The sequence below is a fragment of the Streptomyces candidus genome, assembly GCF_014207445.1.
Classification (GTDB): domain Bacteria; phylum Actinomycetota; class Actinomycetes; order Streptomycetales; family Streptomycetaceae; genus Streptomyces; species Streptomyces candidus.
Map to the genome: position 1 here is coordinate 235,735 of NZ_JACHEM010000010.1, position 22,272 is coordinate 258,006.

At 71.7% G+C, this 22,272-nt stretch carries 20 protein-coding genes; 11 read left to right on the forward strand and 9 right to left on the reverse strand.

The window, feature by feature from the left end; translation table 11 throughout:
- Nucleotide 1: 1 nt before the first annotated feature.
- From HNQ79_RS20325 to mce, 4 genes are all read right to left on the reverse strand, one after another.
- Nucleotides 2-928 (reverse strand): ABC transporter ATP-binding protein, encoded by a 927-nt coding sequence (locus HNQ79_RS20325; RefSeq protein ID WP_185033062.1) that lies wholly within the window; start codon nt 926-928, stop codon nt 2-4.
- A gap of 89 nt (nt 929-1,017) precedes the next feature.
- The gene (locus HNQ79_RS20330; RefSeq protein ID WP_185033064.1) at nt 1,018-1,959 is read right to left on the reverse strand and encodes a coiled-coil domain-containing protein; all 942 of its coding nucleotides are present in this window, start codon (nt 1,957-1,959) and stop codon (nt 1,018-1,020) included.
- Between the two features lie 250 nt (nt 1,960-2,209).
- A complete protein-coding gene (scy, locus tag HNQ79_RS20335) occupies nt 2,210-6,340 on the reverse strand; it encodes a polarized growth protein Scy (protein ID WP_185033066.1) in 4,131 nt (1,376 codons plus the stop codon).
- Between the two features lie 248 nt (nt 6,341-6,588).
- On the reverse strand, nt 6,589-7,032 hold the full coding sequence (gene mce, locus HNQ79_RS20340) for a methylmalonyl-CoA epimerase (protein ID WP_185033068.1): 444 nt from the start codon (nt 7,030-7,032) through the stop codon (nt 6,589-6,591).
- Nucleotides 7,033-7,169: 137 nt separating this feature from the next.
- Here mce and HNQ79_RS20345 point away from each other — a divergent pair, with 137 nt between their 5' ends.
- Together HNQ79_RS20345 and meaB are read left to right on the forward strand one after the other, a co-directional pair.
- Nucleotides 7,170-8,372 (forward strand): acetyl-CoA C-acetyltransferase, encoded by a 1,203-nt coding sequence (locus HNQ79_RS20345; protein WP_185033070.1) that lies wholly within the window; start codon nt 7,170-7,172, stop codon nt 8,370-8,372.
- 45 nt (nt 8,373-8,417) lie between these two features.
- Nucleotides 8,418-9,374, forward strand: coding sequence for a methylmalonyl Co-A mutase-associated GTPase MeaB (meaB, locus tag HNQ79_RS20350; protein WP_185033072.1), 957 nt, complete (start codon nt 8,418-8,420; stop codon nt 9,372-9,374).
- A 2-nt stretch (nt 9,375-9,376) separates the two neighbouring features.
- On the opposite strand, the gene HNQ79_RS20355 is transcribed toward meaB, so the two are convergent.
- Entirely contained in the window at nt 9,377-10,051 is a 675-nt protein-coding gene (locus tag HNQ79_RS20355) for a PepSY domain-containing protein (protein WP_185033074.1), read from the reverse strand.
- Between the two features lie 119 nt (nt 10,052-10,170).
- Between HNQ79_RS20355 and HNQ79_RS20360 the strand changes: the two genes are divergently transcribed.
- Together HNQ79_RS20360 and HNQ79_RS20365 are read left to right on the forward strand one after the other, a co-directional pair.
- Entirely contained in the window at nt 10,171-10,836 is a 666-nt protein-coding gene (locus tag HNQ79_RS20360) for a response regulator transcription factor (RefSeq protein ID WP_185033076.1), read from the forward strand.
- Nucleotides 10,836-12,257, forward strand: a complete 1,422-nt coding sequence (locus HNQ79_RS20365) for a sensor histidine kinase (protein ID WP_185033078.1) — start codon at nt 10,836-10,838, stop codon at nt 12,255-12,257. Before HNQ79_RS20360 ends, HNQ79_RS20365 begins: the two co-directional genes overlap by 1 nt.
- Before the next feature lie 134 nt (nt 12,258-12,391).
- Here the strand turns inward: HNQ79_RS20365 and HNQ79_RS20370 are convergent, their stop codons facing one another.
- From HNQ79_RS20370 to HNQ79_RS20385, 4 genes are all read right to left on the reverse strand, one after another.
- Nucleotides 12,392-12,880: a MarR family winged helix-turn-helix transcriptional regulator gene (locus HNQ79_RS20370; RefSeq protein WP_373312624.1), complete on the reverse strand. Its 489-nt coding sequence runs from the start codon at nt 12,878-12,880 to the stop codon at nt 12,392-12,394.
- A 120-nt stretch (nt 12,881-13,000) separates the two neighbouring features.
- On the reverse strand, nt 13,001-13,801 hold the full coding sequence (locus HNQ79_RS20375) for an AIM24 family protein (RefSeq protein ID WP_229923687.1): 801 nt from the start codon (nt 13,799-13,801) through the stop codon (nt 13,001-13,003).
- A complete protein-coding gene (locus tag HNQ79_RS20380) occupies nt 13,798-14,448 on the reverse strand; it encodes an AIM24 family protein (RefSeq protein WP_185033082.1) in 651 nt (216 codons plus the stop codon). The genes HNQ79_RS20375 and HNQ79_RS20380 overlap by 4 nt, the downstream gene beginning before the upstream one ends.
- On the reverse strand, nt 14,448-15,086 hold the full coding sequence (locus tag HNQ79_RS20385; RefSeq protein WP_185033084.1) for an AIM24 family protein: 639 nt from the start codon (nt 15,084-15,086) through the stop codon (nt 14,448-14,450). Before HNQ79_RS20385 ends, HNQ79_RS20380 begins: the two co-directional genes overlap by 1 nt.
- A gap of 181 nt (nt 15,087-15,267) precedes the next feature.
- Here HNQ79_RS20385 and HNQ79_RS20390 point away from each other — a divergent pair, with 181 nt between their 5' ends.
- The 7 genes from HNQ79_RS20390 to glxA all read left to right on the forward strand — a co-directional run bounded on the left by HNQ79_RS20390 (nt 15,268) and on the right by glxA (nt 22,180).
- Nucleotides 15,268-15,612, forward strand: a complete 345-nt coding sequence (locus HNQ79_RS20390) for a DUF3817 domain-containing protein (protein ID WP_185033086.1) — start codon at nt 15,268-15,270, stop codon at nt 15,610-15,612.
- Nucleotides 15,609-15,902: an MTH1187 family thiamine-binding protein gene (locus HNQ79_RS20395; protein WP_185033088.1), complete on the forward strand. Its 294-nt coding sequence runs from the start codon at nt 15,609-15,611 to the stop codon at nt 15,900-15,902. Before HNQ79_RS20390 ends, HNQ79_RS20395 begins: the two co-directional genes overlap by 4 nt.
- A gap of 132 nt (nt 15,903-16,034) precedes the next feature.
- Complete coding sequence (locus HNQ79_RS20400) at nt 16,035-16,790, forward strand: hypothetical protein (RefSeq protein ID WP_185033090.1); 756 nt, start codon at nt 16,035-16,037, stop codon at nt 16,788-16,790.
- The gene (locus HNQ79_RS20405) at nt 16,787-17,485 is read left to right on the forward strand and encodes a DUF4166 domain-containing protein (RefSeq protein WP_185033092.1); all 699 of its coding nucleotides are present in this window, start codon (nt 16,787-16,789) and stop codon (nt 17,483-17,485) included. Before HNQ79_RS20400 ends, HNQ79_RS20405 begins: the two co-directional genes overlap by 4 nt.
- Nucleotides 17,482-18,162, forward strand: coding sequence for a TetR/AcrR family transcriptional regulator (locus HNQ79_RS20410; RefSeq protein ID WP_185033093.1), 681 nt, complete (start codon nt 17,482-17,484; stop codon nt 18,160-18,162). Before HNQ79_RS20405 ends, HNQ79_RS20410 begins: the two co-directional genes overlap by 4 nt.
- Nucleotides 18,163-18,255: 93 nt before the next feature.
- On the forward strand, nt 18,256-20,148 hold the full coding sequence (locus tag HNQ79_RS20415) for a glycosyltransferase family 2 protein (protein ID WP_185033095.1): 1,893 nt from the start codon (nt 18,256-18,258) through the stop codon (nt 20,146-20,148).
- A 1-nt stretch (nt 20,149) separates the two neighbouring features.
- Complete coding sequence (gene glxA / locus HNQ79_RS20420; protein ID WP_185033097.1) at nt 20,150-22,180, forward strand: radical copper oxidase GlxA; 2,031 nt, start codon at nt 20,150-20,152, stop codon at nt 22,178-22,180.
- Nucleotides 22,181-22,272 lie beyond the last annotated feature (92 nt).

Sequence of the window (22,272 nt, forward strand, 5' to 3'; positions counted from 1 at the left end):
CTCAGGTCCGCCATTCCGTCGGCTGCGCGTGTGCGTGGTACTCGACCGACTCCGCGGTGAGCTGCATGAACGCCTCCTCCAGGGACGCCTGCTGCGGACTCAGCTCGTGCAGGACGATCTGGTGCCGCGCGGCCAGCTCGCCGAGCTCCTCGGCGCCGACGCCGTCCACTTCGAGGGCACCGTGGCCGGCGGTCACCGCGGTGATCCCGGCCCGGTGCAGCACGTCGAGCAACTGCTCCTGCTGCGGGCTGCGCAGGCGCACGTACGACCGCGAGTTGGTGCGGATGAACTCCGCCATGGACGTGTCCGCCAGCAGCCGCCCCTGCCCGATCACCACCAGGTGGTCGGCGGTCAGCGCCATCTCGCTCATCAGGTGCGAGGAGACGAAGACCGTACGCCCCTGCGCGGCGAGGGACTTCATGAGATTGCGGATCCAGTGGATGCCCTCGGGGTCGAGCCCGTTGACCGGCTCGTCGAACATCAGGATCTCGGGGTCACCGAGCAGCGCCGCCGCGATGCCGAGCCGCTGGCCCATGCCGAGCGAGAAGTTCTTGGACCGCTTGTTGGCGACCGCGGTCAGTCCGACGACGTCCAGCACCTCGCCGACCCGGGAGGCCGGGATGCCGTTGCTCTGGGCCAGGCACAGAAGGTGGTGGTACGCGCTCCTGCCGCCGTGCAGGGCCTTCGCGTCCAGCAGTGCCCCCACGTACTTCAGGGGCTCTCTCAGCTCCGCGTAGCGCTTGCCGTCGATCCGTACCCGGCCCGTGGTCGGGTGGTCCAGGTCCAGCATCATCCGCATCGTCGTGGACTTGCCCGCCCCGTTGGGACCGAGGAAGCCGGTCACGATGCCCGGACTCACGTGGAAGCTGAGGCCGTGCACGGCGACCTTCTCGCCGTACCGCTTCGTCAGGCCCGATACCTCGATCATGCCCGCCACGCTAGATGCGGACAAAGCCCCCCGCCACTGGGGAGTGGCGAGGGGCTTCGGTGCCGCACGGGACGTACGGGGCGGTGGTGCTAGCGGGACTGCTGGGCCGGGACCCCGCGGGAGATCGGCTCGTCGTCCGCCGGGGCGCCCGCGGCGGCCACGGCCGCACCGGTCAGCGTCGCCAGCATCTCGCGGACGTTGGTGAGCTGTGCGTTGATGGAGTCGCGGCGGTTGGTGAGCGCCGCCAGCTCGCGCTCGGACTCGCTGCGGATCCGGTCGGCCTTGGCGTTGGCGTCGGCCACGATGTCCTCGGCCTGGCGCTGCGCGGTCTCCACCGTCTGACGTGCCCGGCGCTCCGCGTCCGTACGCAGCTTCTCGGCCTCCAGGCGCAGCTGCTCCGCCCGGTGCTCGATCTCCGCGAGACGCTTCTCCGCCTTCGCCTGCCGCGAGGCCAGGTCACGCTCGGACTGCTCGCGGCGCTTGGCCAGGTTGGTCTCGAAGTCGGCCGCGGCCTGGGCGGCCTTGGCGCGGGTCTCCTCGAAGAGCGCGTCGGCCTCCTCGCGCTTCGACTGCGCGTCCTTCTGCGCCTCGGAGCGGAGCGTGCTGGCGTCGCCCTTGGCCTTCTCGACGATGCGGACGCCCTCGTCCTCCGCCTTCGACTTGCGCTCGGCGGCGAACGACTCGGCGTCGTTGCGCACCTGCTGGGCGGCCGACTCGGCCAGCTCGCGGTGCTGCTCGGCGGCGCGACGGGCCTCCTCACGCAGGTCCTTCGCCTCCTCCTCGGCGAGACGGAGGATCTTCTCCACACGGGCGCCGAGGCCCGCGTACGACGGCTCGGCATCGTTGACCTGCGCCTGGGCGTTCTGCGTTTCGAGGTGGAGCTCCTCGATGCGCTTCTCCAGTGAGGTGATGCGGGCGAGGGCACTGTCACGGTCGGCGAGCAGCTTGGCGATGCGGTCGTCCACCTGACCGCGGTCGTAACCACGTCGCACCTGCTCGAAGCCGTAGGGGGAGGCGGAAGTGTCGCTCATGGGGTTCCTGTCGAATGAGACCGGTGAGGTGATAGGGGGAATCCTAGGGGCCCAATGGGCGTGTCATCGAGCCAATGCGGTTTTGATCTGGAGAATGACACCTCTTTTGAGTGGCTAACCAGCAGACCGCTTGCCACTCGCACGGATGAACACCTCGTCAAACTCGGTTGAAACATGGCCGGTAATCACAGTTCAATCACCACCGCGTCCTTACCAACGGTGATCACTTGTGACCATCGCCGACCGGTTCCTACCCGTCCGAAGACTTGCCACCCGACCGGGTTCCGCCCGCCGCCGCACCGGCCTTGACACCGCCCGCACCCGAGCCGCCGGCCGGCTTGCCGCCCCCGGACGGTGCCTCGAATGATTCCAACGCCTCAAGTACGTCCTGGACACGGGAGATCTCTGTCTGAATGTCCTCGCGCCTGCGCACCAGGACGTCCAGCTCGCGCTTGCCCTCGGCGACCGTGCGCTCCGCCTCGGCCTTCGCCTCGTCCCGCAACTTCGTCGCCTCGCGGACGAGTTCGGCCTTCTTCTGCTCGGCCTCCTTGAGCAGCTGCTCGGCCTTCTTGACCGCCGCGATCCGGACCTTGCCGGCCTCCGAACTCGCCTCGGACACCATCGCCTTGGCCTTCGCCTCGGCCTCCGCCTGCTGGTCGGTGGCCGCCTTCATCAGCTTGTCGACGCGCTCGCCCGCGGTCTTCATCTGCTCGGCGGTCTCGCGGCGCGCACGCTCGTGCAGCTCCTCGATCTCGCTCTCCAGACGGGTCCGCAGCTCCTCCGCCCGCTCCCTTATGGCGGTGGCGTCCCGGCGCGCCCCGACCAGCAGTTCGTCGGCGTCCGTACGGGCCCGCTCCACCAGGGAGTTGCCCTCGACCTTCGACTCCGCGACCAGCCGCTCGGCCTCCTTGCGGGCCGCGCCGACCATCGTGTCGGCCTGCTCCTCGGCCCGGGTCGCCGCCAGCAGCGCCTCCTCCTGGGCCTTCGCGACGAGCGTGTCCGCCTGCTCGGCCGCGTCCGCGCGCCGCTTGGCTGCGGCCGAGCGGGCCTCGTCCAGCAGCCGGTCCGCCTCGGCGCGCGCCTCGTTGCGCACCTGCTCGGCCGCCGCGTCGGACTCCTCGCGATGCCTGGCGGCCTCGCTGCGGATGCGCTCGGCGGCCTGCTGGGCGGAGCCCACCGTGTCGGCGGCCTCCGCGCGCAGCCGCTCGGCCTCGTCCGTCGCCGCGGACAGCAGTTCCTCGGACTTGGCGGTGGCGTCCGCCACCAGCTTCTCCGCCTCGCCGGACGCCTCCCGGATGAGCTTGTCGGCCTGCTCCGCGGCGTGACTGCGCCGTTTGTCGGCCGCCTTGCGCGCCTCGTCGAGCACCTGCTCGCCGTCCGCGCGGGCAGCCGCCCGCAGCCGCTCCGCCTCCGCCTCGCCGTCCGCCCTGACCTGCTCGGCCTCGGTCCGCAGCCGCCGGGCGTCCTGCTCGGCGGTGCCGAGGGTGGCGTTCGCCTGCGCGGCGATGCGCTCGGCCTCGGCGGTCGCCTCGGCGAGGGCGCGCGCGGCGTCCTCGCCGGCCTTCGTCCGTACCTCCGCGGCCTCCGTACCGATGCGCTCGGCCTCCGTACGGGCCTCGCCGATCAGCAGGTCCGCCTGCGCGGCCGCCTCGTTGCGGATGCGGTTGGCGTCCTCGCGGGCCTCCGCACGCGACTTCGCCGCCGCCTCCTCGGCCGCCGCCAGCGCGTCGGACGCCTCGGTACGGAGCTGCTGGGCGCGTTCCTGGGAGTCCGCCCTGAGCCGCTCCGCCTCGGCGATGGCGTCGCCCACCGTGCGGTCGGCGAGGGCCTTCGCCGCCTCCGTCTCCTCCTGGGTACGGGCGCGCAGCCGGCTCGCGTCCTCGCTCGCCCGTTCCCGCTCGGCGTGCGCGTCGGCGCGGACCCGGTCCGCCTCTTCCTGGGCCTCCGCCGTGGTGCGCTGCGCCGCGTGCTCGGCGGCACTGCGCAGCCCCGCGATCTCCTCCTCGGTCTGCTCCTGGAGCCCGGCCACCGCGTCCCGCACCTGCTGGGCGGTCTGCTCGGCCGTCGACACCAGCTCCGAGGCCCGCCGGTCCGCGTCCTCCACCAGGCGCTGCGCCTCGGCCTGCGCGTCCTCGACCCGCTTGCGCGCGGACGCCAGCAGCTCCTCGCTCTGCTCACGTGCCTGGGCGCGCTCCTGCTCGGCCTCTGCGCGGGCACCCTCCAGCGTCTCGGACGCCTCGCGCCGCCGCCGTACCGCCTCCTCCTGCGCGGCGGCCAGCGTCTCCGCGGCCTCCGACGACACCCGCTCGGCGGCGGCAGCCGCCTCCGCGCGCACCCGGTCGGCCTTCTCCTGCGCCTCCGCCTTGAGCCGCTCGGCCTCCGCGGACGCCTCGTCGCGCAGCCGCGCCGCGACCGCTTCGCCCTCCGCACGGGACTGCGAGGCGTCCGACGCGGCCTCGGCGCGTACCCGCTCCGCCTCCTCCTCGGCCTGCGCCTGAAGGAGCCTGGCCCGCTCGGCGGCCTCGGCGCGCAGCCGCTCGGACTCCTCGCCCGCCTCGCGCCGGATCCGCCCGGCCTCGTCCCGGGCGCCGGCCAGCGCCTCCTCGGACGACGCGAGCCGCTGCTCGGCCTCGGCGCGCAGCCGCTCCAGTTCCCCGTCCGCCTCCGCCCGACGCGCGGCGATGGCACGGTCGGCGTCCTCGCGCAGCGTCCGTACGGACTGCTCGGCCTCCGCCTTCGTACGTTCCGACTGCTCCTCGGCCTCCGCCCGCAGCTGCTCGGCCTCGGCGCGGGTGCGCTCCAGGGTCTCCTCGGCCTGCCTGCGCAGGGCGTTCGCCCGCTCGGTGGCCTCGGTGCGGACCCGCTCGCCGTCCGTACCGGCGGCCGCCCGCAGCTCCTCGGCGTCCGTGCGCGCCTTGGTCAGCAGTTCCTCGGCGGTACGGGCCGCCTCCTCGATCTGCTGGACGGCCTCCCGCCGGGCCTCGCCACGGATCCGCTCGCCCTCGGCGACGGCCTCCGAGCGCAGCTGTTCGGCCTCGCCGCGCAGCCGCCTGGCCTCCTCCTGGAGCTCGACCGTCTTGGCCCGGTACTCCTTGGTGTCGTCCTTGGCGGCGCCCTTGAGCTCGTCGGCCTGCTCGGCGGCGTCCCCGCGCAGCCGCTCGGCCTCGGCCTCCGCCTCGCGGCGGATCCGCTCCGCCTCCTCGGCGGCCTTGCGGGTGGTCTCCCGGGCGTCCTCGGACGCCTTGGTCAGGACCTCCTCCGCCGTCCGGGCGGCCTTGGCGAGCTGCGCGGCGGAGTCCTCGGCGGCGGCGGTACGGGCCTTGTCGGCGGCCTCGGTGACCATCCGCTCGGCCTCCGCGCGGGCGTCGGCGAGCGCCTGCTCGGCCTCCGCCCTCAGCGCCTCGGAGTCCTTCGTCGCCTCGCCGACCAGGCGGGCGATCTCCGTCCTGGCCGTACGGGTGCGCTGCTCGTTGACGGACTCGGCGCCGGCCAGCTGCTTGGCGGCGGCCTCCTTCGCGTCGGCGAGGACCTTCTCCGACTCCAGCCGCGCCTCGCGCAGCGCCGTCTCCGCCTCCTGCATCCGCGCCTCGGCGGCCCGGGACAGTTCGGCGGCCTGCTTACGGGCCCGGTCGGACTCGGTGGTCGTGGTCGTCCGGAGCTGCTCGGCGTGGCTGGTGGCCTCCTGCGCCTGCGTGGACGCGGCGTTCAGCAGGCGCTCGGCGTCCTTGCGGGCGCGCAGCAGGATCGACTCGGCCTCGCTGCGGGCGGCCTCCGCGTCGGCGCCCAGCCGCTGGCGGGCCTCCTCGGCGACCCGGGTGGCCTCCGCGCGGGCGGCGGACAGGGCCTGCTCGGCCTCGGCGCGGGACTCCTCGATCAGCCGGCGGGCCTGTGCCTCGGTACGGGCCCGGAGCTGCTCGGCCCACGCCACGTTCTCGTTGACGTGCGACTCGACGGTCTGCCGGCGTTCGGCGAGTTCCTGGTCGAGCCGCTGGCGGCGGGTGACCGCCTCCTGGTGCAACTCGGCCTGCAGGCGCGCCTGGTGCTCGGCGTGCTCCTGGAGAATGCGCTGCGTCTGGGCGCGGGCGTCCCGCAGCTCGCGTTCGGCGTCGGTGCGGAGCTGGTCCGCCTGGATCTGGGCGTTGCGGAGCAACTGCTCGGCCTGGTACCCGATGTCCGCCGCGTCGTAGGCGGGACGGGACGCGAGGTTGCGGCGCGCCTCGTGGAGCTTGGCGCGCAACACCTCGACCTGGTAGCCGAGGTCCTCGGCATGCTGGACCGCCTTCTCCCGCTCGGTCTTCAGCCGGTCCATCTCGGCCTCGAACCGCGAGAGATGGTCGGATTCAGCCCGCTGAGGGCTCTCCTGGCTTTCGTAGCCCCGCACTGCGCGGTCCCATCCGTCCCCTGGTCGCAACGTTTTCGTCGTGACTCTCTTGTCGTACGTCACTGTCGTCGTACGTCTTTTCGCCGTACGCCGTCGTACGTCTTGCCGTCCGGCCCCACCCTGTCAGCAGGCGGGCCCCCGGGGGAATGGTGTCAGATCAACAGCGGGCCACAACTCGCAGGCCCCGATCCCGGCCCCGGCCCGGAACGGCCCACTCTACCGGCCGGGTCGGGGATGGGTCAGTGCTCCTACTCGGAGGCCTCCGCGGGCGCCGGGGCGGACGTGACCAGTTCGGTCAGTACGCCGTGGCAGTCCTTCGGGTGCAGGAACGTGATGCGCGAACCCATGGAGCCGATCCGGGGCTCGTCGTACAGCACTCGCACACCCTTTCCGCGGATGTCGTCCGCGTCCCCGTCGACGTCCGCGGTTCCGAAGGCGATGTGGTGGACGCCCTCGCCGTTCTTCGCGAGCCACTTGCCGACGGCGGAGTCGGGGCGGGTGGGCTCCAGGAGCTGGAGGTAGGTGGCGCCGCCGTCGGAGGCCCCGTTGACCCTGATCATGGCCTCGCGGACACCCTGCTCCTCGTTGACCTCGGTGTGGTGGACCTCGAATCCGTAGGTGGCGCGGTAGAACTCGACGGTCCTGTCGAGGTCGTGGCAGGCAATTCCGATGTGGTCGATTCGCGTCAGCATGGGTCAAGTGCAGCGTGCGGGAGGGCGGTTACGCAACGTGCGCGCCGTCACACCCGATGGCCGATGACGTGCGCGTACCGCGTCAGTACATTCAGGTAAACCCTCGTTCACTCCCAACCTCCTAGGGGCCGAGCTTCATGCCTGGAACTCCCGGAACCACCTCCGTCATCGTCGCGGGCGCCCGTACTCCCATGGGCCGCCTGCTCGGATCCCTGAAGTCCTTCTCCGGAGCCGACCTCGGCGGCTTCGCGATCAAGGCGGCCGTCGAGCGTGCGGGCATCGGCGGCGACCAGGTCCAGTACGTGATCATGGGCCAGGTGCTCACGGCCGGAGCGGGCCAGATTCCCGCCCGCCAGGCCGCCGTCAAGGCCGGCATCCCGATGAACGTGCCCGCGCTCACCGTCAACAAGGTGTGCCTCTCCGGGCTGGACGCCATCGCCCTCGCCGACCAGCTGATCCGCGCCGGCGAGTTCGACATCGTGGTGGCCGGCGGCCAGGAGTCCATGACCAACGCCCCGCACCTGCTGCCGAAGTCCCGCGAGGGCCACAAGTACGGCGCCATCGAGATGCTCGACGCCATGGCGTACGACGGCCTCACCGACTCCTTCGACAACATCCCGATGGGCGAGTCGACCGAGAAGCACAACACCCGCCTGGGCATCGAGCGCGCCCCGCAGGACGAGTTCGCCGCCCACTCCCACCAGCGCGCGGCCGCCGCCGCCAAGAACGGGATCTTCGAGGCCGAGATCACCCCGGTCGAGGTCCCGCAGCGCAAGGGCGACCCGGTGCTGGTCTCCAAGGACGAGGGCGTACGCCCGGAGACCACCGCGGAGTCCCTCGGCAAGCTGCGCCCCGCCTTCGCCAAGGACGGCACGATCACGGCCGGCACCTCCTCCCAGATCTCCGACGGCGCGGCCGCCGTGGTCGTCATGAGCAAGGCCAAGGCGGAGGAGCTGGGCCTGGAGTGGCTCGCCGAGATCGGCGCGCACGGCAACGTCGCGGGCCCCGACAACTCCCTCCAGTCGCAGCCGTCGAACGCGATCCGGCACGCCCTGAAGAAGGAGGGCATGGACGTCGACGACCTCGACCTCATCGAGATCAACGAGGCCTTCGCGGCGGTCGCCGTCCAGTCAATGAAGGACCTCGGCGTGTCCCCGGAAAAGGTGAACGTCAACGGTGGCGCCATCGCCCTGGGCCACCCCATCGGCATGTCCGGCGCGCGCGTCGTGCTGCACCTCGCCCTTGAGCTGAAGCGGCGCGGCGGCGGCGTCGGCGCGGCGGCGCTGTGCGGCGGCGGCGGTCAGGGCGACGCGCTGATCGTCCGCGTACCGGGGAAGTAACCCCCGTACGCCTTTCCCGTCTGGTTGATCGAGCGGAGCTGAGCGATGCAGGACGTCCCCACGCTGGTGGAACAGGCCCGGGAGGGGCGGCCCAGGGCCGTGGCCCGGCTGATCTCGCTGGTCGAGGGGGCGTCCCCGCAGCTCCGCGAGGTGATGGCGGCACTGGCGCCGCTGGCGGGCAACGCGTACGTGGTCGGCCTGACCGGCTCCCCGGGAGTCGGCAAGTCGACGTCCACCTCCGCGCTGGTCGCCTCCTACCGGCGGGCGGGCAAACGGGTCGCGGTCCTCGCCGTCGACCCGTCCTCGCCCTTCTCCGGCGGCGCACTCCTCGGCGACCGCATCCGGATGGCCGACCACGCGTCCGACCCGGGCGTCTACATCCGCTCGATGGCCACCCGCGGCCATCTCGGCGGCCTCGCCTGGGCCGCCCCGCAGGCCATCCGTGTCCTGGACGCGGCCGGCTTCGACGTGGTCCTCGTCGAGACGGTCGGCGTCGGCCAGTCGGAGGTCGAGATCGCCTCGCAGGCGGACACGTCGGTGGTCCTCCTCGCGCCCGGCATGGGCGACGGCATCCAGGCGGCGAAGGCCGGAATCCTGGAGATCGGCGACGTGTACGTCGTCAACAAGGCGGACCGGGACGGGGCGGACGCCACGGTCCGCGAGCTGAACCACATGCTGGGGCTCGGCGAGTCCCGGGGCCCCGGCGACTGGCGTCCGCCGATCGTCAAGACGGTCGCCGCCCGGGGCGAGGGCGTCGACGAGGTCGTCGAGGCGCTGGAGAAGCACCGGGCGTGGATGGAGGAACGGGGGGTGCTGGCCGAGCGGCGGGTGGCCCGCGCCTCCCACGAGGTGGAGACGATCGCGGTCACCGCGCTGCGGGAGCGGATCGGGGACCTGCGCGGGGACCGGCGGCTGGACGCTCTTGCCGCCCGGATCGTGGCGGGGGAACTGGACCCCTACGCGGCGGCGGACGAGCTGGTGGCGGGGGTCACGGAGGGCTGACGTCAGTCGTCCGCGCCGGGCGAGTCCTGCGCGTCCGCGGTGTCCGATGCGTCCGTGCTGTCCGCCGCCCGGCCGTCCGACGCGTCCGCGGTGTCCGCCGCCCGCTCGTCCGACGCGTCGTCCGCCCGCTCGTCCGACGCGTCGCCGTCCTGCTGCTGCGGGACGACGGCCGCCCGGCCCGTCTTCGCGTCCACGGTGACGTCGTGCCCGGCACCCCTGGCGTCCTGGATCTCGATCTCCCAGCGGCCCTGTTCGAGGCCGGCTTCGGTGACGCGGCCCGGCGTCGCCCCGAGAGCGGCCTCCATGGCCCTCTGGACGGTGACGGGGGCGTTCTTCGGCGCGTGCCGGTCGCGGTCGTCGGTGTCCGGGCCGGTTTCGACGTGGTCCCGGAGCACCTTCGTGCCCGCCGGGTCGAGGGTGACCTCGTGCCACTTGCCGTCCTTGCCGAACACGTCGACGTCCCACTCGTGGCCGTCGTCCTCCAGATCCAGGCCGGTCACGGTGCCGGGGACGGCCGAGGCGGCCTTCTCGGCGGCCCTGGTCGCGTCGGCGGCGGTGACAGCGGTGGCGGCGGGCCCGGAGGCGCTGTCGTCGGACGGCAGGCCGAGTGCCGTCGCCGTACCCCCTGTGACCAGTGCGGCGGCGACAGCGGCGGCGATGACGGTCTTGCGCTTCATGGGTTCCTCCCAGAGGTCGTGCGCTGCTCGGTACGTCCACCAACGTGGACCCACGAAGCTGAACGGCGGCTGAAAGCGCCTGAAGGCCGTTTCAGGTTCGCCCTGCGACCCTTGTCCCCATGCGCCTGTTGATCGTGGAGGACGAGAAGCGGCTCGCGGTGTCCCTGGCCAAGGGGCTCACCGCCGAGGGCTTCGCCGTGGACGTGGTCCACGACGGCCTGGAAGGGCTGCACCTGGCGGGCGAGCACGCGTACGACCTGATGATCCTCGACATCATGCTGCCGGGGATGAACGGCTACCGGGTGTGCTCGGCCCTGCGCGCCGCCGGCAACGACGTACCGATCCTGATGCTCACCGCCAAGGACGGCGAGTACGACGAGGCGGAGGGACTGGACACGGGCGCGGACGACTACCTCACCAAGCCCTTCTCGTACGTCGTCCTGGTCGCCCGCATCCGCGCGCTGCTGCGCCGGCGGGGCAGCGCGGCGGCGTCCTCCCCGCTGCTCGTCGTCGGCGCACTCACCCTCGACACCGCCGCCCGCCGCGTCCACCGCGGAGAGGTGGAAGTGCCGCTGACCGCCAAGGAGTTCGCGGTGCTGGAACAGCTCGCGCTGCGGCCCGGGGCCGTCGTCAGCAAGGCGGAGATGCTGGAGCACGTCTGGGACTTCGCGTACGACGGCGACCCGAACATCGTCGAGGTCTACATCTCCACACTGCGCCGCAAGCTGGGCGCCGAACGCATCCAGACCGTGCGGGGCGCGGGATACCGGCTGGTGGCGGTCTGATGCGTTCGGTACGGGCCAGGGCCGCCCTCGGGGCCACCGCCGTCGTCGCCGTCGCGCTGATCGCGGCGGGGCTCGCCGTGCTGCTCGTACTCGGCGCGAAGCTCACCGACCAGACCGATCTCCAGGCCGAGGTCGCCGCCCAGGAGGTCGCCTCGCAGCTCGCGCTGGGTGTGCCGTACGGCAGCGTGGACCTGCCCGACCCGGAGGACACGCCGGTGCAAGTCCTGACGGAAGAAGGGCAGTTGGTGGTCGCGAGCGACAAGCTGGAGGCGATCTCGGGCACCGGGAGCACCCAGCTGCGACCGGACCGGCGGCCCGGGGAACAGCCGCCGGGCGAGGACGGCGACGACCTGGGCGAGCGCGCCGACTCCGGCCGCGGCGAGGTCTCCCGCGACGAACCGCGCTTCACCACCGGTACCGCCACCGTCGACGGCGACACCGCCGACTACCGGTTCGCCGCGGTCGAGGCCACCACCAGCTCCGGGGCCACGGTCACCGTGTACGCGGGGGTGCCGCTCACCGACGAGAAGGACGCCGTGGGCACCGTCCGGTCCGCGATGCTGCTGGGGCTGCCGGTGCTCCTGGTGGTCGTGGGCGGGGTGACGTGGCTGGTCACCCGGCGCGCGCTGCTTCCCGTGGAGGGCATCCGGCGGCAGATGGCGACGATCACCGCTTCCGAGGACCTGTCCCGCCGGGTTCCCGTTCCCGGCACCCGTGACGAGGTGGACCGGCTCGCCGTCACCACCAACGAGACCCTGGCCGCCCTGGAGGCCTCCGTCGAGCGCCAGCGGCGCTTCGTCGCGGACGCCTCGCACGAGCTGCGCAGCCCCATCGCGTCGCTCCGCACCCAGCTCGAAGTGGCCTCCGCGCACCCGGAGTTGCTGGACCTGGAGGGCGCCGTGCAGGACACCGTGCGGCTCCAGGACCTCGCGGCCGATCTGCTGTTGCTGGCCCGGCTGGACGCGGGGGAGAAGCCCGGAACCGCGCGGGTGGACCTGGCCGCCCTCGTCCGGTCGGAAGCCGGCCGGCGGGAGGGTGCCGGAGGGGTGCCCGTGGTGGCGGAGCCCGCGGAGGCGGTGCACGTCACCGGATCGCGCGGTCAGCTGGCCCGGCTGCTGGGCAACCTGCTCGACAACGCACAACGCCATGCGGAGAGTTCGGTCACGGTGGCGCTGCGCGAGGAGGGCGGCCGGGCAGTCCTGGAGGTCGCCGACGACGGGGCGGGGGTCCCGCAGGCCCAACGGGAGCGGATCTTCGAGAGGTTCGTCCGGCTCGACGACGCGCGCAGCCGGGACGACGGCGGGGCGGGGCTGGGCCTCGCCATCGCCCGGGACGTGGCGCACCGGCACGGGGGCACCCTCACGGCGGGCCGGGCGGCGGGCGGGGGAGCGGTGTTCACCCTCGTGCTGCCGCTCGCCTGACGCCCGCGCCCTGCCGCACCGAGCTGCCTCCAGCCCGTCCGGCGGCTCCGAAGACCGCCCGCGGCACGGCACCACCGCCGCGTCCGTCGCGTCCTGCCGCGACGGAGCCGTTTCGGCCACGGAGCCGTTTCGGCCTAGGCCTTGCCGCGGCGGCCGCGCAGTTCGTCGGTGATGGGGCCCAGCACGGTGCGCAGGTGCAGGAGTTCGTCCGCCGACATCATGTCGATGAAGTGCCGCCGCACGGAGGTCACGTGGTGCGGGGCGACCTTCTGCATCACCTCGCAGCCCTGGTCGGTGAGGACGGCGTACAGGCCGCGACGGTCCGACTCGCAGTTCTCGCGGCGGACCAGGCCCGCGGTCTCCATCCGGGTGATCTGGTGCGAGAGGCGGCTCTTGGACTGGAGGGTGGCGGAGGCCAGGTCGCTCATCCGCATCCGCTTCTCGGCGGACTCGGAGAGGTTGACGAGGATCTCGTAGTCGTTGTTCGTCAGCCCGAACGGTTGGAGGTCCTTCTCCAGCTGGTGCATCAGCAGCTTGCTGGCGTCCAGGTAGGTGCGCCAGGCGCACTGCTCGGCGTCGCTGAGCCAGGGGGTGGCGGCATTCTCATCGGAGGAGCTGTCCATGGAGGGCATGGTGGGATTCTACCTAAGAAGTTGAATGCTGGACAAAAGGGGGAGTCCGGGAGTGTGATGCGAGGCACTCGCAACAGCCCGGCCGTCGCATCACACTCCGCAGACTACCGCTCACAGTCCGAAGCGCCGCTGGAGGTCCCCGAGTTGGCCCGGCATGCGGGGTACGGACCCCTGGGAGCCGCCGTGCCCGCCGCCGCCCGGCACCCCGGCGTTCTGCCCGGCGCCGCCGCCGACCGCACCGACCGCCTGCTCGGCCATCAGCCGCTCGGTCGACTGGAGCAGTACCGTACCGGCCCCGACGAACTCGAACTGGTGCTCCTCGCCGGAGGCCCCGCCGACGCCGGTCATCGCGCGCAGCCCGCCCAGGACCCCTGCCATGTACCCGTGGTCGTAGTGGTGGCAGGGGGAGGGGCAGTCGGCCCAGCCCACCAGTGCCTGCGGGTCGACGCGGATCGGCGGTTCCATGAAGACGACCGGCCCGTTGGAGGCGGCCACGAACTTGCCCGTGCCGATCAGGGTCAGGAAGCCCGGCACGATCGACTGCTTGAGTGCGAGGGTCGGCTGGTACGCGAGGAGGTTGCCCGCCCGGATGGTCAGGTTCCCCTCCTCCAGGTCGAAGGAGTTCACGTCGAAGGCGCGGTCCGCGAGCAGCATCTTGCCGCTGCCCTCGGCCACCACCCAGTCGCTCGCGTGCAGCGGCGAGTGGAAGGACGTGCGCATCAGCCGGTCGAAACGGCCGTGCCCGATGCCGTTGAACTCGATCTGCCCGTAATAGGCGATCATCTTGCCCTTCTGGAGGAACCACTGGCTCCCCTTGAGCTCCACGCAGAAGGTGTACGCGTTGACGTTGTCGTCCGCGGGCAGCGTGTGCGGGTCGAACACGGTGGGCCCGCCGGCCGTAGGGGTACTCACAGCTTCTCCTCCGAGGCCTGTACGAACACCGTGCCGCTGCCGGACAGCTCCAGCTGGAACGCCTCGCCCGAGCCGCGTCCCACCATGTCGCGCCAGCCCAGTGCCGTCGACAGCTTGTTGCGCACGTCGCCGTGGTGGGCCACGTACGCCTGCGGGTCCACGTGGACCGGGCGCTGCGGGGTGATCGGCAGCTCGATCACGCCGCCGTGCGCCATGACCGCGACCGCGCCCTGACCCTTCAGGGTCGTCGTGAAGAGGCCCTGCCCGGTGACCTGGCCGCGCACCATGCCCATCACCCCGCCCTGCGAGCCCATGAACATCGTGCCCTGCTGGAGGGTGCCGTCGAAGGCGAGGAGGCGGTCGGCCTCCACGTACAGGGTGTCCCCGGCGAGGTTGATCACCTGGATGTGGTGGCCGCCGTGCCCGAACATCACCGTGCCGCTGCCCTCGACCGTCATGAGGGGGGTGGACTCGTTGGCCACCCGGCGGCCGATCATCGACATGACGCCGCCCTGACCGCCGCTGATGTTCGGGGTGAAGGACACCTCGCCCCGGTACGCGAGCATCGCGCCGCGCTGGCTGTACATCTTCTGGCCGGGTGCGATCCGCGCCTCGACCATCCGGGAGTTGATCTCGCGGAACGGCATCAGACGTCGCCCCCGACGGTGTTGCGCTCGCTGGGCTGGACGTACACCAGACCGTCGCCCTCGAAGCGGATCTGGAAGGCCTCCCCGGAGCCCTCGCCCATGAGGGTGCGGAAGTTCACCCCGGACTGGAAGGACTGGTTGAGGTTGCCGAGGTGCGCGATGTACGCGCCCGGGTCCACCTGGAGCGGGTACTGCGGAGTCACCCGCAGCACGACGGCCTGGCCGTCGGAGAGGATGGCGGCCTGGCCGTGCCCCTCCACGGTGGTGGTGAACAGACCGTTGCCGGTCGCCCCGCCGCGCAGCCCGGTGAACGACGTGCCGGTGCGCAGCCCGGCGTCGGTGCACAGCAGGTTGCTGGACTCGACGTAGAGCTTGTCACCGGTGAGGTTCACCAGGTTGATCTCGCTGGCGCGGTCGGCGAAGAAGCACGTGCCGTGCCCCTTCGCCTCCATCACCGTCATCTGTTCGCCGGTGAGCCGGCGGGTCACCATGCCCCGCACGCCGTCACCGCCGCCGGACATCTTCTTGAAGGCGATCTCGCCGTCGTACGCCACCATGGAGCCGTTTTTCGCCTTGACGGCGTCCCCGGTCATGTCGACGGCGAGCACCTTGCTGCCTTGGAGTCGGAACTGAGCCACAGGCCCGACGGTATCGGGCGCGCGCCACGGCTGCCAGGGCCTTCGGGAGGAGCCCGACCCCGACCGGACCCTGAGCCAAGGGTTGGCAAAGCCGGATGCCACAATGTCCGGGACGCTTGTGCATACGTTCACAAGATCGCCGCCGCTGCTGTTCGCTCCCGACGACGAAGGTTGCCCTTCCGTGGATCTCAAGACCGCTTCCGCCCTCCGCCGACTCCGCCTGGTCTCCGCCCCCGAGGCGGTCTCCTTCCTGCTGCTGCTCGTCTGCTCGGTCCTCAAGCGCACCACGGACTTCAACGCGGTGCCGGTGATGGGCGCGGTCCACGGCCTGCTCTTCGTGCTGTACGTGCTCTTCTGGGCGGACGCCTGGAACCGCACCAAGTGGTCACTGAAGACGGCCGCCTTCTACTTCGTGATGTCGGTGCTGCCCACCGGCGGCTTCTTCGCGGAGCGCCGGCTCAAGGACGAGGCCGAGAACGCCGTGATCGCCGCCCGCGCCCGCAAGGAAGGCACGGTCACCGCATGATCCTCGCCTTCTCCGTGACACCGCTGGGCGTGGGCGAGGACGTCGGCGAGTACGTGGCGGACGCGGTCCGCGTGGTGCGCGAGTCGGGGCTGCCGCACCGTACGGACGCCATGTTCACCTCCGTCGAGGGTGAGTGGGACGACGTCATGGCCGTCGTCAAGCGCGCCGTGGCCGCCGTCGAGGCGCGGGCGCCGCGGGTGTCCGTCGTGATGAAGGCGGACATCAGGCCGTCCGTCACCGACGGGCTGACGTCCAAGGTCGAGACGGTGGAGCGGTATTTGTCCTCCTGACGCGCCGTCTGCCGAACAACCCCTGGTCAGCGGGCCAGGGGTTTTCTCGTACCCGGGGTTGAGCAGTCGCTCAAAAACGCGTACCTTCCATTTGAGCAGTCGCTCAAAGAAGCCGATATCCGGGGTGTGGCCATGAAGCAGGCGAAGCCGCTGTACGTGGAGGTGCTGATCCGCGCCGACCAGGAACTCCTCTGGCAACGCACCCAGGAGCCCGCCCAGCACCAGCGCTGGGACCTGCGGTTCACCGAGATCGACTTCCTGCCGCGCCCCTCGCCCGACGAGCCGCAGCACTTCCGGTACGCGACCCGGGTACTGCCGTTCGTCACCGTCTCCGGCACCGGGATCAGTGCGGGCGAGCGCCACCGGCCCGACGGCACCCGCACCTCCGCCCTGCGGTTCGCCTCCGCGCACCCGCTCTCCCTCCTCGCGCAGGGCAGCGGCTACTGGCGGTACGTGCCGACGGCCGACGGGATCCGCTTCGCCACCGGATACGACTACCGGACGCGCTGGGGCCGCTTCGGGGCGGTCGCCGACCGGTTCGTGTTCCGGCCGCTCATGGGGTGGGCGACCGCCTGGTCCTTCGACCGGCTGCGGCTGTGGCTGGAGCGGGGGACGAGCCCGGCGCGACTGCTGGGGCGGGCGGTGGGCGAGCTGGCCGCGCGTACCGCGGTCGCCGTCCTCGCGGTCGTACTGGCGGGCAGCGGGCCCGCGCTCGCCGTCCACGTGGACGCGCTCGCCGGTGGCGCCCCCGTCCTCGCGGCGGTGCTCCTCGCGGCGGCCGTCCTGCTGCCGCCGCTGCCCGGCACGCCGGCCGCGCGCCGCTGTCTGCGCACCACGTCCGCCCCGCCCCGTACGCCCTCGATCCTCGCCACCCTGGAGCCCCGATGAGTCCCGCCCGTCACGCCTCCGTCTTCCGCACCGCCATGGGCGACGACGCCTTCGGCCGGCTGCACCCCATGCTCCAGCGCCGCTTCTCCGTCGGCCTGGACAGCGGGGAGGCGTGCGTGGGGCGGGGGGTGATGGACCGGATATGGCACGGGCCCGGGTTCGTGCGGCCGTTCCTCCGGCTCGGGGCGAAGCGCCACATCCTGGTGCCGGAGGCCGGACGGCACGTGCCCTTCGTCATCGAGAACGTCCCGTACACCGACTCCTACGGCCGCGAGACCGTCACCTTCGTGCGGACCTTCCACTTCCGCGGCGGGCCCCGCCGCTTCGACGCCACCATGATCCACAGCCCGGAGCGCGACTGCGTCCTCGACTACCTCGGCACCCACCAGCACCTCGCCAGCGACCTCCACTTCGCCGCCGACCCGCACGGCGGCCTGGTGATCCGCTCCGGTGAGCACCGCTTCCGCGAGGGCCCCGTCGACGTCCGCGTCCCGCACCTGATCGGCGGCGACGCCGAGGTCAGGGAGTCCTACGACGAGTGGACAGGGCGCTTCCGGATCCGTGTCAGGGTGACCAACCGGCGGTTCGGCCCGCTCTTCGGCTACGAAGGGTCCTTCCGGGCCGCCTTCCGGGACGCGACAGCGCACGGCATCCGGCCGGGGCTGCGCCCGATCCGCGAGGAGGCCCGCGCATGAGCGCGACGGAGACCAGGGAGAAACTGCTGGCAGGAGCGTTGCGGACGCTCTCCGAGCAGGGCATCGCCAAGACGTCGGCGCGCAGCATCGCGACCGCCGCCGGCGTCAATCAGGCGCTCGTCTTCTACCACTTCGGATCGGTCGACGAACTTCTCGCCGCCGCCTGCCGGTACGGCGCCGAGCAGCGCGTCGCCCACTACCGGCTGCGCCTCGCCGCGATCACCACCCTCGCCGAACTCCTCGAATTCGGCCGGGTCATGCACGAGGAGGAGAAGCGCGGCGGCCACGTCGCCTTCCTCGGCCAGCTCCTCGCCGGCGCGCAGACCCAGCCCCGGCTGGCCCCGGCGACCGCGGCCGGCCTCGACCTGTGGATCGAGGAGATCGAGAAGGTGCTCGGCCGGGTCCTGGAGCACAGCCCGATCGCCGAGTTCACCGACCCGGCGGGCCTCGCCCGCGCGGTGGCCGCCGCCTTCATCGGCCTGGAACTGTACGAGGGCGTGGACGAGGTCGGCGCCGCGAGCGCCTTGGACGCGCTGGAGCAGCTCGCCGGGCTCGTCGGCGTACTGGAGGACCTGGGCCCGGTGGCCCAGCACGCCGTCAGGCTGGGGCTGCGCAAGGCGAAACGCGGCCACACCCCGTCGGACCGGCGCATCCCGTCACGCGACCCGGCGCGGTAGCTCCATCGGACGCCCCGAGTCGACACGACCTCATATCTGACGTTTCGTGGCTTTCGTGGGGTATGGGCCTCACAAGATCAGCTTGGAGGCCGCGTGTTGCCGGAGGGCTACGACTACGAGAAGCACAGCCGTCTCGCCGGGCCGCTGACGGACCCGGGGAAGGGTGCCTACACGGTCCAGTACACGAGTCTGCTCTCGAAGGAGCCCCACCGAATACGGGCCGTCCTTCTCATGACGCTCGCGCCGCTCCTCTCGCTGGTCCTGCTGGCGTACCTGGTGTGGCCGTCCCACTGGACCGAGCGGGAGAACGCCGACCCCTGGCTGGTCCGCGCCGACCACGTGATGCTGGGCTCCATCGCTCTGATCATGTTCTTCATGTTCATGAACGTGGCGTCCATCGCGCACGCCACGATGGTCGCCCGCGACCCGGTCCCGGTGCGCGCCCGCAAGGGAACCCGCGTCGCGTTCCTGACGACGTACGTCCCCGGCAAGGAACCCCTCGCCATGGTCCGCGCCACGCTCGAAGGCGCGGTCAAGGTCCGTCACCGCGGGCGGTTCGACGTCTGGCTCCTCGACGAGGGCGACGACGCCCAGGCGAAGGCACTCTGCGCCGAACTGGGGGTGAAGCACTTCACCCGCAAGGGCGTCCCCGACTGGAACCAGCAGAAGGGCCCGCACCGCGCGAAGACCAAGCACGGCAACTACAACGCCTGGCTGGCCATGCACGGCAAGGACTACGACTACTTCGCGTCCGTCGACACCGATCACGTCCCGCTGCCCAACTACCTGGAGCGGATGCTGGGTTACTTCCGTGACCCGGACATCGCGTTCGTGGTCGGGCCGCAGGTGTACGGCAACTACCGGGCCGCCGTCACCAAGGCCGCCGAGTCGCAGCAGTACCTCTTCCACGCCCTGATCCAGCGCGCCGGGAACCGCTACCGCGCGCCCATGTTCGTCGGTACGAACAACGTGGTGCGGGTCAGCGCGCTGACCCAGGTCGGCGGACTGTACGACTCGATCACCGAGGACATGGCGACCGGCTTCGAGATCCACCGCCGCAAGAACCCGCGCACGGGCCACTTCTGGCGCTCCGTCTACACCCCCGACGTCCTCGCGGTGGGGGAGGGGCCGTCGTCCTGGACGGACTTCTTCACCCAGCAGATGCGCTGGTCCAGGGGCACCTACGAGACGGTGTTCAAGCAGTTGTGGAAGGCGCCCTTCCGGGTTCCGCCGGGGCGGCTCCTCAACTACGGCCTGATGCTCCTCTACTACCCCATGACCGCCGTCAACTGGCTTCTGGGCATTCTGAGCTGCGTGCTGTTCCTGTGGTTCGGCGCGTCCGGCACCCAGGTCTCCACCTCGGTCTGGCTGATGCTCTACAGCGACGCCGTCGCCCTGCAGATCGGCCTCTACCTGTGGAACCGCCGCCACAACGTCTCGCCGCACGAGCCCGAGGGCTCCGGCGGCCTGGCCGGCATGGCGATGTCCGCGATCTGCGCACCGATCTACCTGAAGTCGCTGGGCGCGGCGGTCGTCGGCAGCCGAGGCAAGTTCGTGGTGACCCCCAAGGGCGGCGAGGTCAGCCCCGACCGGCTGCTGACGTTCCGCATCCACTTCTTCTGGGCGGCGATCCTGGTCGCGTCCCTGTGGGCGTCCGTCCAGTACGGGAACACGCACGCCGCGATGCGCACCTGGGCCGTACTGGCGCTGGTCATCACGCTCGCCCCGGTGACGGTCTGGCTGTGCAGCAGGTACGCCGAGCGCGACAGCAGGAAGGACGCGGCAGCGGGAGCCGTCCGCCGACGCGAGCGCGACAGGAGGCCCGCGCGGGCCTGCGCGACGGTCGAGCAGGAGGGCACGGCCGCCACCACAGCACGGGCTGCTTCCACCGCACCGGCCGCCACTACAGCACCGGCCGCCACCACCGCGCCGACCGCCACCGGCTCACCGGCCGCCGTCGGAGCCACCACCACCGGAGGGAAGTGACATGGCAGACCGCCCGACCAGCAGGCCGAAGAAGGGGCAGAACGGGCCGGCCGGCCCCGCCGCCCCGAACGGCGCGGCGGCGAGCAGCGCGAAGAAGCCCAAGAAGCTGAAGAACAGCCTCCTCGGCGGCGGCGCCGTCGTCCTCCTCGTGGGTCTCAACGCCCCGGCCGCCCTGGACTTCGCGGAGGAGAAGTACCACGCCTACAAGATCGCCCAGCCCGGCTACAAGGCGGAGTTCGGTTCCTGGACCGAACTCGACGTCCCCGGCGAGTACAAGGTGAACGCGATCCACGCCGCCCTCCTCCGCACCGGCAAGGTGCTCCTCATCGCGGGCTCCGGCAACGACCAGAAGAAGTTCGACTCCGGCACCTTCGACACCGTCCTGTGGGACCCGAAGAAGAACACCTTCAAGAAGATCCCCACCCCGGAGGACTTCTTCTGCGCCGGGCACGCCCAGCTCCCCGACGGGCAGCTCCTGGTGGCCGGCGGCACCGCCCGGTACGAGGTGCTGGACGGCAAGGTGTCGCGGGCGGGCGGCGGCATGCGGGTCAAGAACGAGAACCCCGACAGGGCCGTCACCCTGAAGAAGGGCACCCGCTTCCGGTCGCCCTCCGGGGTGGAGTACGTGTCCAAGTTCGACGTCACCGTCCCCCGCGCCAAGCGCGAGTTCAAGGTCGGTTACTTCTCGTCCGGCCAGATGAAGCCCTGGGAGACCAAGGTCACGGCCGCGGAGTCGCGCGTGTTCGTCGAGGCCGTGAAGGAGGGCCCGGGGGCGCTCACCACCCAGGCGGCCCAGTACGAGATCGTGGGCCTGCCGGAGAAGGACGCCGACAACGTCTACGGCCTCGCGCAGCGGATCACCACCGAGAAGCAGGACTTCCAGGGCATCAAGGCGGCGTACGAGTTCGACCCCGTGGCCGAGAAGTACGTCCCCGTACAACCCATGAAGGACGCCCGCTGGTATCCGACGCTCGCCACCCTCGAAGACGGCAGGGTGCTCGCCGCATCGGGCCTCAACGACGTCGGCGACGTCGTCCCCGGCGACAACGAGATCTACGACCCGAAGACCAAGAAGTGGAGCAAGGGCCCCTTCCGTTACTTCCCCACCTACCCGGCGCTCTTCCTCACCAAGGGCGGCAAACTCTTCTACTCCGGCTCCAACGCGGGCTACGGACCGGCCGAGAAGGGCCGCGTCCCCGGCCTGTGGGACGTGAAGACCAACGCCTTCACCAAGGTCGGCGGCCTGGCCGACCCCGACCAGCTGGAGACCTCCGCGTCCGTCCTGCTGCCGCCCGCCCAGGACCAGAAGGTGATGGTGCTCGGCGGCGGCGGGGTCGGCGAGTCCGAGAAGGCCACGGCCCGCACCGCCATCGCCGACCTGAAGGCCGACAACCCCGCCTTCACGTCCGGCCCGCCGCTCACCCAGGGGACCCGCTACCTGTCCTCCGTCCTGCTGCCCGACGACACCGTCTTCACCAGCGGCGGCTCCCGCGACTACCGGGGCCGGAGCGGCAGCGACATCCTGACGGCCCAGTTCTACGACCCGAAGGCGAACGCGTTCCGGGACGCGGCCGAACCCACCGTCGGCCGCAACTACCACTCCGAGGCGCTCCTGCTGCCCGACGGCCGGATCGCCACCTTCGGCTCCGACCCGCTCTACGGCGACGAGGACAACACCAAGCTCGGCGCCTTCGAGCAGCGCGTGGAGATCTTCACCCCGCCCTACCTGGAGAAGGGCAGGGCCCGTCCGGTCCTGGAGAAGGGCCCCGACGCGTTCCAGTCCTCCCGGGCCTCGTACCGGACCAAGGACGCCGACCGCATCGTCAAGGCGCGCCTCATGCGTCCCAGCGCCGTCACCCACACCACCGACGTCGAGCAGCGCTCGGTCGAACTGGTCCTGAAGAAGGACAGGAACGGCGTGACGGTCACCGTGCCCGCCGACCGGACGCTGGTCCCGGCCGGCTGGTACATGCTTTTCGTCACGGACAGGGACGGAGTCCCGTCCGAGGCCAAGTGGATCCAGGTCAAGTAGCCGCCGCCCAGCGGGCCCGAGGGGCCCGGTCGCGGGATCGCAGGCCACCGGGACCGGTCTGGCCCCGGTGGCTCGCGGACAGCGGGACCCGG

Bases quoted from the DNA above. Each gene is read 5' to 3' on its own strand.
- HNQ79_RS20400 (WP_185033090.1), top strand. From the start codon at position 16,035: ATGAAGCAGGCGAAGCCGCTGTACGTGGAGGTGCTGATCCGCGCCGAC.
- HNQ79_RS20405 (WP_185033092.1), top strand. From the start codon at position 16,787: ATGAGTCCCGCCCGTCACGCCTCCGTCTTCCGCACCGCCATGGGCGAC.
- glxA (WP_185033097.1), top strand. From the start codon at position 20,150: ATGGCAGACCGCCCGACCAGCAGGCCGAAGAAGGGGCAGAACGGGCCG.
- HNQ79_RS20345 (WP_185033070.1), top strand. From the start codon at position 7,170: ATGCCTGGAACTCCCGGAACCACCTCCGTCATCGTCGCGGGCGCCCGT.
- HNQ79_RS20370 (WP_373312624.1), bottom strand. From the start codon at position 12,880: ATGGACAGCTCCTCCGATGAGAATGCCGCCACCCCCTGGCTCAGCGAC.
- HNQ79_RS20395 (WP_185033088.1), top strand. From the start codon at position 15,609: ATGATCCTCGCCTTCTCCGTGACACCGCTGGGCGTGGGCGAGGACGTC.
- meaB (WP_185033072.1), top strand. From the start codon at position 8,418: ATGCAGGACGTCCCCACGCTGGTGGAACAGGCCCGGGAGGGGCGGCCC.
- HNQ79_RS20410 (WP_185033093.1), top strand. From the start codon at position 17,482: ATGAGCGCGACGGAGACCAGGGAGAAACTGCTGGCAGGAGCGTTGCGG.
- mce (WP_185033068.1), bottom strand. From the start codon at position 7,032: ATGCTGACGCGAATCGACCACATCGGAATTGCCTGCCACGACCTCGAC.
- HNQ79_RS20330 (WP_185033064.1), bottom strand. From the start codon at position 1,959: ATGAGCGACACTTCCGCCTCCCCCTACGGCTTCGAGCAGGTGCGACGT.
- HNQ79_RS20325 (WP_185033062.1), bottom strand. From the start codon at position 928: ATGATCGAGGTATCGGGCCTGACGAAGCGGTACGGCGAGAAGGTCGCC.
- HNQ79_RS20380 (WP_185033082.1), bottom strand. From the start codon at position 14,448: ATGCCGTTCCGCGAGATCAACTCCCGGATGGTCGAGGCGCGGATCGCA.
- HNQ79_RS20355 (WP_185033074.1), bottom strand. From the start codon at position 10,051: ATGAAGCGCAAGACCGTCATCGCCGCCGCTGTCGCCGCCGCACTGGTC.
- HNQ79_RS20360 (WP_185033076.1), top strand. From the start codon at position 10,171: ATGCGCCTGTTGATCGTGGAGGACGAGAAGCGGCTCGCGGTGTCCCTG.
- HNQ79_RS20365 (WP_185033078.1), top strand. From the start codon at position 10,836: ATGCGTTCGGTACGGGCCAGGGCCGCCCTCGGGGCCACCGCCGTCGTC.